We start from the raw sequence: 9351 nt of genomic DNA, 5'->3' as shown, positions 1-9351 counted from the left end.
TCTGGTTGCGCCGCGGCGTCGGCGTCATGCTGCGCCGCTGGCTGGAAGACGAAGGCGTCGCCCGCCGCCTGCTCGCGCTCAGCGACGGCGAAAGGCGTCTGACCAACGTTCTCCACCTGAGCGAGCTGCTGCACCAGGCCGAGCTCGAGCAGGGCGCCCCGGATGCGCTGTTGCGCTGGTTCGCCGGCCGGCGAGACAGCGACGACGCCGACGAAGTCGCTCAGTTGCGTCTGGAATCGGACCAGGATCTGGTCCGGATCGTCACCGTACACAAAGCGAAAGGGCTCGAATACAGCGTTATTTTCTGTCCTTTCCTGTGGCCCGGACAGAGCAACGCAGCGGACCGGCTGGAAGGCTGCGAGTACCACGACGACGAAGACCAGCCAGTGATCGATTTCCGGCCCGAGCTCGAACCGGCCGAAAGAGAGCACATCCGGCAGCGCCGCCGGGCGGCGCGCGACGCCGAGTCGATGCGCCAGATCTACGTCGCGCTGACGCGCGCTGTCCATCGCTGCTATCTCGTCGCCGGCTGCTACTCGACGCTTGCCTTCGGCCGCCCATCGCTCACCACAGGCAACCACAGCGTGCTCAACTGGCTGGTCGCCGGCGCAGGCATGGAATACGCGCAGTGGCTCGAGCATCGACTGACCGCCGAACAGATCAACCAGGCCTGGTGCGCGCTGGCCACCGGTGGAGCGCCGATTGCCCTCGCCCGGCTGCCCGCCGGCGGCGCCCGGATGGCGCCAGCGCCCCGCGCTGCCGAGGCACTCGCCGTCGCTTCGCCACCCGGCCCGATCGTCGGCGGCTGGCGGATCGACAGCTTCACCGGTCTGCAACACGCGAGCACTCGGGAAGCCGTGCCGAACGACCCGGATGGCCGCGCGGGCGGCGAGCACAGCCGCGGCGAGTCGCGAGGCGCACCAGCAGGCGTCCCGCGTGACCTCCCGGCCGACGACATTCTTCGCTTTCCGCGCGGCGCGGCTGCCGGCGACTGTCTGCACCAGCTCTTCGAGCGAGTCGACTTTGCCGATGCGCGGCAGTGGCCGGACACCATTGCGCAGACGCTCGCTGCCCACCCGCAGGTGCTCGCCGACCTGCCCGCCGAGCAGTCGCCTGAGCATCTGCCGCGCATGCTGCAGCGCCTGCTGGCCGACGTGCTGACGACGCCGCTCGCCGACGGAATCGTCCTCGCCCGAATCGGACGGGCGCACCGTCTGGCCGAGATGGGTTTCACGCTGCCCGCAGCTCCGCTCGCCGCACAAACCCTCAACAACTGGTTGCAAACACACTCCTACTCAGTGCCAAGGCTGGACTTCATCCCGCTCGCAGGCTACCTGAAGGGCTACATCGATCTGATTTTTCAGCACGACGGCCGCTTTCACATCGTCGACTGGAAGTCGAACCACCTGGGCTACGCAGCTTCGGACTACGCACAGGACAGGCTCGCGCTGGCCATGGCCGAACATGGCTACCACTTGCAGTACCTGCTCTACACCGTCGCCCTGCATCGCTACCTGCGCCAGCGAATCGCCGACTACGACTACCAGCGTCACTTCGGCAGCGTGCATTACCTTTTCGTCCGCGGTGTTCGCCCGGAATGGCGAGCCACCGACAGCGCCGAGGCCGCCGCCGGGACCTGCGGGGTTTACGACCATCGGCCAACGCTGGCGTGCATCGAGTCGCTCGACGCGCTGCTCGTCGGCGACGGATCGGGACACGCGCGATGAGCGCGCGCACCACACTGAGCGCCGACAGCGCCAGCGGTGGCGAACTGGCCGAGGGTTTTGCCCGCCACCTCGTCGCCTGGGCCCGCACTGCCGGCGCGCCGGACTCGTCGCTCGCGCTGCTCGCCGCCGCCGGCCGCCTGGCCAGTCTGGCGACGCAGGCCGGGCACGTCTGCGCGCAGATCGCCGACCTCCTCGCCACTTTCCCGGACAGCACGGCGGAAGAGCTGAGCGCGCTGCTGCAGGCCAGCCGAATGGTTGCGGTCGCCGGCACGGCGCAATGCTTGCCGCTCGTCATCGACGACGGCGGGCGTATCTACCTGCAGCGCTATTTCCACTATGAACGGGAACTGGCAGCCGCCCTCGACCGACGTGCCCGACACGCCGTGGAGCGCCCCGGCAGCGCTTTCCGCACCCAGTTGGAGCACTGTTTCGCCCGCCGCAGCGCGCAGGCCGGCGACCTGGCAAACTGGCAGAAGCTCGCCGTCGCGCTCGCCGCGCGCGCCGGCCTGACGGTCATCAGCGGAGGGCCGGGGACCGGCAAGACGACAACTGCCGTCGCTCTGCTCGCCTGCCTGCTCGCCGATAATCCGCGTCTGCGCGTCGCCCTCGCCGCGCCCACCGGCAAAGCGGCAGCCCGCCTGCTCGACGCCTTGCGCCGGCGCGCCGTCGATCTGCCCGCCCAAATCCAGGCGCTGCTCCCGGGCGAGGCGCATACGCTGCACCGCCTGCTCGGCGCCAGCCACCAGGCAGGCGTCTTCCGCTACCACGCCGACAACCCGCTGCCAATCGACCTGCTGGTGGTCGACGAGGCATCGATGCTCGACCTTGCCCTCGCCTATCGACTGTGCGCCGCGCTGCCCATTGCGGCGCGCCTGATCCTGCTCGGCGACAAGGATCAACTGGCGGCAGTCGAAGCCGGTTCGGTCTTCGCCGAGATCTCGGCCGACCCGACGCTCAGCGCCGAATGTATCGACGACCTGGCAAGGCTCAGTGCAACGCCACGCGAGAAGATCCAACCCGCGCCAGCGGCCGAGCGCAGCGGCTTGCCTGACTGCGTCGTCTGGCTGACTGAGAGCCATCGCTTCGCCGCCAGCTCGGGCATCGGCCAGCTTGCTGCACTGGTCCGACAGGGGGCCGGTGCTGCGCTCTGCGCCTGGCTCGCCGCTGGCGAGGAGCGCACGATCGATTGGCTGTCGGGCGACGGCGACGATGTCCGGCGGCCGCTCGGCGAAGTCATCCTGACCGCCTACCAGCCCTACTTTGCCGCGCTCAGCACCTGCCTGAGCGGCGCCCCGGGGCTAGCCGAGGTCTTCGCTGCCTTCGAGCGCTTCCGCGTCCTCTGTGCGCTGCGCGAAACAGCGCGCGGCGTCGAGGCGATCAATCAACTCGTCAGTCGCCATCTGCGCGCCCGCTTGCCGGAAGCGGCCGCGCGCAGCGCCACGCACTCGCCCTGGTACCCCGGTCGGGCGGTAATGATCCAGCGCAATGACCATCTGCTCAAGCTGTTCAACGGCGACATCGGTATCTGTCTGCCCGACGATGGCGGCGAACTGATGGTCTGGTTCCCCGAGCAATCCGGCGGCTGGCGACCGCTGCCACCGCTCCGCCTGCCCGCGCACGAGGACGCCTTTGCGCTGACGATCCACAAATCGCAGGGTTCCGAATTCGCCTCGGTGCTCCTGCTCCTGCCCGAGCAAGCGAGCCGTGTACTGACGCGCGAACTGGTCTACACTGGGATTACGCGAGCGGCGCAACAGCTCACCATCGTCGGCAGTCGTGAGGTGCTGAACGCAGCCTGCGCCAACCGCAGCGAGCGCCACTCCGGCCTCGTCGCCCGCTTGCGTGAGCTGAGCGAAGAACGTTCGGCAGAGAGCGAGCGCTAGACCTCAATTACGGCTCGGAATCGATCAGGAGAAAACGATGGAATCCGCAGTAAGCAGCGGCATCGACTGGGGTGCGGCGGCGCTCTTCATGTTCATCGGCCTCGCTCTGCTCTGGGGATTCGTCTTTTTCCTGCGGCAGAACCGCAAGGATTACGAAAGCCTGCAGCAGACGCTCGCCAGCGAGGAAGACGAAGCCAGGGAGTGAGCCGGCGGCGTGTTCGCGCGCTGGCCATGCCCAAGCGCGAGCGCGACCGCCTGCCTATTCCCTGACCGGGCGTTTGCCCAGCTTGCGCTGCAAGGTGCGGCGATGCATCTTGAGGGCACGCGCCGTCGCCGATACGTTCCCTTGGTGCTCCTTCAGGACGCGCTGGATATGTTCCCACTCGAGACGGTCGACGGACAGCGGCGAGCCGGCGACCGGGATCGTCGCATCACCTTCGCTGCCCTTGTTGAGCGCTGCGACCAGTTCATCGGCGTCGCATGGCTTGGCAAGATAGTGCACCGCGCCCAGCTTGATCGCCTCGATCGCGGTCGCAATGCTGGCGTAACCGGTCAGCATGACGATGCGCGTGCTCGGATCAAGCTCGATCAGCTTCTCGATCAGGCAGAGCCCCGAATCTCCCGGCATCTTCAGATCGACCACCGCATACTCGGGCGCTTGTGCCTGCGCCAGAGAAAGCGCCGCAGCGACATCGGCCGCTGGCGCAACGGCGTAGCCGCGCCTTTCCAGAGCACGCGCCAGGACGCGCCGAAAGACCTCGTCGTCGTCAACCAGGAGCAGCGTCGGCCGCTCGTCGTCGACCATCCTGCCCGCTCGCTCAGGCATGTCCGACATGTGCACCGACTGCCAGGCGCTGCAGCGGCAGGCTGATCCGGGTACACGCGCCACCCGGTGAATCGCCGCGGTTGAACAACTGGACCTTGCCGCCCAAGCGCTCGATCGTCGCATTGGCCAGGAAAAGCCCCAGACCAAGGCCGCCCGGCCTGTCCTCGGCGAGCGTCTTGCTGCTGGCAAAAGCCCGCCCAAAGCGCTTGGCCATGTCATCCGGCAGCCCTGGGCCGCGATCGAGGATGTCGACCTGGCAGCACACTGCATCCCAGGTGACGGCGACGACGACCGCCGGTTCGCTCGGCCGCTCGCCATCGGCACGGCTGCCAGCGGCGCCGGTGGCCGACACGCTGCTCGCATCCGCCGCGTTGTCGAGCAGATTGAGGATCGCCTGTTCGAGCGTTCGCTCGCCAGCGACCAGCGGCGCCGGCAGTTCTCCCAACAGATCGAGTCGCCAGCGTACCTGTGGCCGGATCACCTGCCATTCGTCGAGCAGGCGACGGACGAACGCATCCAGACGCAGCGGCTGCCGGCTTTCTGCACGCTCGTGCCCGGTCGAGGCGAGGATCTGCGAAATCGTCTGCTTGCAGCGGTAGACCTGCTGGCGCAGGAGCAACAGATCGGCGCGCAGTTCGCCATCGGCATGCGCCAGTTCGAGTTCGCGAATGATCACCGCCATCGTCGCCAGCGGCGTCCCGAGCTGATGCGCCGCGCCAGCGGCGAGCGTGCCGAGCGCCAGCACCTGCTCGTTGCGCAGCGCATCCTCGCGCGCCGCCGCCAGCTCGCGCTCGCGCGCTTCAAGCGCTGCCGCCATGCGGGTCAGAAAGAAAGCCACGACGGCAAGGCTGATGACGAAATTCAGCCACATGCCGAGAACGTGCAGGGCGAAACCGCTGCTGTGCCCGAGGTGCTCGCCAACGCCGCCGGCGGCGCGGGCAAATAATGCGTCGAGTTGCGCCAGATCGCCCTGCGGCGGCGGCAGAGGCAGCTTCCAGAACATCAGGAAGGTGTAGGCAAACAGGGTCAGACCGGCCATCACCCAGGCGTAGACCGCCGGCAGCATCACTGCCGCCAGCATCGGCGGCAGCAGGAAGAGCGAAACGAAAGGATTCGCCGACCCGCCGGCAAAGTAGAGAAGCAAGGCAAGAACCGCGACATCGAGCGCAAGCTGCGCCAGCACCTCGCCATGGCGTACCGCGCCGCCCTTCTCCAGCCGCCAACGGGTAAGCAGGTTCGCCAACGCGAGCAAGGCGATGCTCGCGGTCATCGGCACGACGGCCAAGGGTATCCTGAGCCAGACGACGGCAAGCATGAGCACCGCGCACTGCGCAAGGATCTCGACGCGGCGCAGCGCGAGCAGTCTCGCCAGCGGGTTGGCGCTGCCCGGCAATACGGCAAATAGCTGCTCCCGGCTCACTCGAAGCGTGCTCCTGAACCGCCCGCTCAGAGGGCGAAAAAGAAGCGTGATTCTACGCCGCGCGTGCCCCCTTGGCCGCGCCTGCGGCGATCGGTCGCATACGTGGCGCCCGCCCGCTCCTGCTCAGGCGCGCACTGCGCGCTTCACACTACCCGGCGAGCAGCGCCGACACAGTGCTCAGCAGTTCGCGCGCGCTACGCGTATCAAGCCACGCGCTGCCGTCCCAGCGAAAGTGAAAACCACCACTGCGCGCTGCCACCCAGATTTCCTGCGCTGCCGCGTGGCGATTGACGACGACCTTGCCGCCGTCTTCGAGGACGATTTCGAGCACCCCGTCGCCCACCCGCGCGAAATCCAAATCCGGCTGGCTGGCAGCGAGCGCATCCTCGATCTGTTGCAACGCGACATCGGCGCGTGCGGCGAATTCTCTGTCATCCATCCTGTGCTACCATCCCTCGCTCTCCCTCTCCGGACCATGTGCCGAACCGTGTACAAGACTACCCCTGTCAGACTCCTTGCTGCGGCCTTGCTTGCCCTCCTGGCACTCGCCGGCTGCGGCAACAAGGGTCCGCTGAAAATGCCGCCATCGAGCAAACCCGCCGCCACCGGCGAAGCGCCGCGCACCGGCGGCGGCGCCGCCAGCGCGTCAGATACTGACACGGCCCCCGGTGCGCCCCGATGAACCCGTTCGCCTACCATGACGGCGTGCTGCATGGCGAAGCGCTGTCGCTGGCCGATGTGGCGGCCGAGTTCGGCACGCCGTGCTGGGTCTATTCGCGAGCCGCGCTGGAGTCCGCTCTGGCCGAGTTCCATGCCGCGCTGCACGGTGTTGACGCGCTCGTCTGCTACGCAGTAAAGGCCAATTCCAATCTCGCCGTGCTCGATGTTCTGGCACGCCGCGCCGCCGGGTTCGACATCGTCTCGGGCGGCGAGTTGCAGCGCGTCCTGGCGGTCGGTGCGCAACCTGACCGCATCGTCTTCTCAGGAGTCGGCAAGACCGCGGACGAAATGGCAGCGGCGCTGACCGCCGGCATTCTCTGTTTCAACGTCGAATCGGCCGCCGAACTCGAACGGCTGGACACCGTCGCCGGGCACCTGGGCAAGACCGCGCCGGTCAGTCTGCGCGTCAACCCGGACGTCGACGCACGCACTCATCCGTACATCTCGACCGGTCTGAAGGAGAACAAGTTTGGCGTTGCCTACGCCGAGGCACGCCAGCTCTATCGTCAGGCCGACCGCCTGGCGAACGTTTCCGTGCACGGTATCGACTGCCATATCGGCTCGCAGTTGCTCGATCCCGCGCCGTTTGCCGAAGCGCTCGACAAGGTTCTGCTACTCGTCGACCAACTGGCAACCGACGGCATTGCGCTGCAACATGTCGATCTGGGCGGCGGGCTCGGCATTCGCTATCGCGACGAGAGCGAACCCTCGATTGCCGACTACCTGCAACCGCTGCTCGCCCGCCTGGCCGGACGAAAACTGCGCGTTCTGCTCGAACCCGGGCGCCGCCTGGTGGGTAACGCCGGCCTGCTGCTGACCCGCGTCGAGTACCTGAAACCGGGTGCAGCGAAGAACTTCGCCATCGTCGATGCGGCGATGAACGATCTCGCCCGGCCGGCGCTCTACGGATCCTGGCACGACATCGTGCCCGTGACGCCGCGCGCCGAAGCAACGGCGATCTGGGAAATCGTCGGACCGGTGTGCGAATCGGGCGATTTCCTCGGTCATCAACGGGCGCTTGCCCTCGCCCCAGGCGACCTGCTGGCGGTCCTGTCGGCCGGCGCATACGGCATGGCGATGAGCTCCAACTACAACAGCCGCCCACGCGCGGCCGAGGTCATGCTCGACGGAGCGCAGGCGCACCTCGTCCGCCGCCGCGAGACGATCGGCGAACTCTACGCGGGCGAACAGCACCTGCCCTGAAACCGCGCTCCGCCGCACCGACGGACGAAGCGCGGCACCGCGCTAGCGAACGACCAGCAGGCTATCGTCCCACTTGGCGTGTTTCTCGAAACCCAGCAGATTGGCCATCGTCGCCGCAAGGTTCGACAGGCCGGCGTTCGCCGTCTGCTGCAGGGCCAGCTTGCCGCCGCTGACGTTATCGTAGAGGATCAGCGGCACCGGATTGAGTGTGTGCGACGTCTTCGCCTTGAACGACCCGTCGGCGTTCTTCGCCGGCTGCCTGGTCTTCTTGTCGATCTCGTACATCTCGTCGGCGTTGCCGTGGTCGGCGGTGATCAGCGCCACGCCGCCGAGCGCATCGATCACCGGCAGGATGCGCGCCAGTTGCAGGTCGACCGCTTCGATCGCCATCGTCGCCGCACGAAAGCTGCCCGTATGGCCAACCATGTCCCCATTGGCAAAATTGCACCGCAGCGTCCGGTATTCACCGCTGCGCAGCGCGTCGATCATCGCGTCGGCGATCTCGGCCGCCTTCATCCACGGCCGCTGTTCGAACGGAACGACGTCGCTCGGCACTTCGTGGTAGGTCTCGCCGGCAAACTTGTTCGACCGATTGCCGTTCCAGAAGTACGTCACGTGACCAAACTTCTGAGTTTCCGAGCAGGCGAACTGCGTGATGCCGGCTTTCGCAAACCATTCGCCCATCGTGTCCATGATCGCCGGCGGATCGACCAGGAAACGCTTCGGCAACTTGAGATCGCCGTCGTACTGCAGCATGCCGGCGTAGGTCACCTGCGGCACGCGAACGCGGTCGAACTTGTCGAAACCCGCTTCTTCGAAAGCGCGCGTGATTTCGATCGAGCGGTCGCCGCGGAAGTTGAAGAAAACCACCGAGTCGCCGTCTTCGATCGTACCGACCGGCTGGCCGTTCTCGCCAATCACGAAGGGTGGCAGGTCCTGATCGATCGTCCCGGGAAACCTGGCGCGCAGCGCCTCGATTGCCGCCGAGGCGCTGGCGTACTGCTCACCCTGACCGAGGACGTGCGTCTGCCATCCTTTGTCGACCATCGTCCAGTTGGCCTCGTAGCGATCCATCGTGATGTTCATGCGGCCGCCACCGGAAGCGATGCGGGCGGAGAAATCGGCGCTGCTGATCTGCGTCAGAAAAGCTTCGAAAGGCAGGACGTAGTCGAGCGCACTGGTCTCCGGAACATCGCGCCCGTCGAGCAGAATGTGCACCCGCACCGTCCGCACACCCTCTTCCCGGGCGCGCTCGACGAGTGCGCGCAGGTGATCAAGATGGCTATGGACGTTGCCGTCGGAGAACAGACCGATGAAATGGATCGTGCTGCGCGCCGCCTTGGCGCCGGCGACAACCTCGCGCCAGGCAGCGCCCTGCCAGATCGAACCGGTGGCAATCGCGTCGGCGACCAGCGCGGCGCCCTGGCTATACACCTGCCCGGCCCCGATCGCATTGTGGCCCACCTCCGAATTGCCCATGTCCTCGTCGGACGGCATGCCCACGGCGGTACCATGCGCGCGCAGCGTAATGTTTGAATAGTTGGCGAAAAGGCGATCGAGCGTCGGCTTGCG

The 9351-nt window shown here is 67.0% G+C and carries 9 protein-coding genes; 5 read left to right on the top strand and 4 right to left on the bottom strand.

Annotated elements, in window-relative coordinates; all coding sequences use genetic code 11:
- The 3 genes from RKP46_RS02170 to RKP46_RS02160 all read left to right on the top strand — a co-directional run.
- A partial coding sequence (locus RKP46_RS02170; RefSeq protein ID WP_311105111.1) for a 3'-5' exonuclease occupies nt 1–1727 on the top strand: 1727 nt, incomplete at its 5' end.
- On the top strand, nt 1724–3610 hold the full coding sequence (gene recD / locus RKP46_RS02165; protein WP_311105110.1) for an exodeoxyribonuclease V subunit alpha: 1887 nt from the start codon (nt 1724–1726) through the stop codon (nt 3608–3610). The genes RKP46_RS02170 and recD, both read left to right, overlap by 4 nt.
- A 37-nt stretch (nt 3611–3647) precedes the next feature.
- Nucleotides 3648–3815, top strand: coding sequence for a hypothetical protein (locus RKP46_RS02160; RefSeq protein WP_311105109.1), 168 nt, complete (start codon nt 3648–3650; stop codon nt 3813–3815).
- Nucleotides 3816–3869: 54 nt separating this feature from the next.
- On the opposite strand, the gene RKP46_RS02155 is transcribed toward RKP46_RS02160, so the two are convergent.
- The 3 genes from RKP46_RS02155 to cyaY all read right to left on the bottom strand — a co-directional run bounded on the left by RKP46_RS02155 (nt 3870) and on the right by cyaY (nt 6295).
- Nucleotides 3870–4436: a response regulator transcription factor gene (locus RKP46_RS02155; protein WP_311105112.1), complete on the bottom strand. Its 567-nt coding sequence runs from the start codon at nt 4434–4436 to the stop codon at nt 3870–3872.
- Entirely contained in the window at nt 4429–5856 is a 1428-nt protein-coding gene (locus tag RKP46_RS02150) for an ATP-binding protein (protein ID WP_311105108.1), read from the bottom strand. Before RKP46_RS02150 ends, RKP46_RS02155 begins: the two co-directional genes overlap by 8 nt.
- A gap of 148 nt (nt 5857–6004) precedes the next feature.
- A complete protein-coding gene (gene cyaY / locus RKP46_RS02145; RefSeq protein WP_311105107.1) occupies nt 6005–6295 on the bottom strand; it encodes an iron donor protein CyaY in 291 nt (96 codons plus the stop codon).
- 36 nt (nt 6296–6331) lie between these two features.
- On the opposite strand from cyaY, the gene lptM reads away from it, so the two are divergent.
- On the top strand, nt 6332–6538 hold the full coding sequence (gene lptM, locus RKP46_RS20145; protein ID WP_409194092.1) for an LPS translocon maturation chaperone LptM: 207 nt from the start codon (nt 6332–6334) through the stop codon (nt 6536–6538).
- The gene (lysA, locus tag RKP46_RS02140) at nt 6535–7779 is read left to right on the top strand and encodes a diaminopimelate decarboxylase (RefSeq protein WP_311105106.1); all 1245 of its coding nucleotides are present in this window, start codon (nt 6535–6537) and stop codon (nt 7777–7779) included. Before lptM ends, lysA begins: the two co-directional genes overlap by 4 nt.
- 42 nt (nt 7780–7821) lie before the next feature.
- Here lysA and gpmI read toward each other — a convergent pair.
- On the bottom strand, nt 7822–9351 hold a 1530-nt coding region (gpmI, locus tag RKP46_RS02135), incomplete at its 5' end, for a 2,3-bisphosphoglycerate-independent phosphoglycerate mutase (protein WP_311105105.1).

The organism is Accumulibacter sp., from assembly GCF_031732815.1.
In the GTDB taxonomy this organism is placed as follows: domain Bacteria; phylum Pseudomonadota; class Gammaproteobacteria; order Burkholderiales; family Rhodocyclaceae; genus Accumulibacter.
Note: the sequence above shows the minus strand (reverse complement) of the source record. Positions and strands in the feature narration are given on the sequence as shown.

Coding starts and splice junctions, on each gene's coding strand:
- RKP46_RS02155 (WP_311105112.1), bottom strand. CDS start 4,436: ATGCCTGAGCGAGCGGGCAGGATGGTCGACGACGAGCGGCCGACGCTG.
- RKP46_RS02160 (WP_311105109.1), top strand. CDS start 3,648: ATGGAATCCGCAGTAAGCAGCGGCATCGACTGGGGTGCGGCGGCGCTC.
- lysA (WP_311105106.1), top strand. CDS start 6,535: ATGAACCCGTTCGCCTACCATGACGGCGTGCTGCATGGCGAAGCGCTG.
- lptM (WP_409194092.1), top strand. CDS start 6,332: ATGTGCCGAACCGTGTACAAGACTACCCCTGTCAGACTCCTTGCTGCG.
- recD (WP_311105110.1), top strand. CDS start 1,724: ATGAGCGCGCGCACCACACTGAGCGCCGACAGCGCCAGCGGTGGCGAA.
- cyaY (WP_311105107.1), bottom strand. CDS start 6,295: ATGGATGACAGAGAATTCGCCGCACGCGCCGATGTCGCGTTGCAACAG.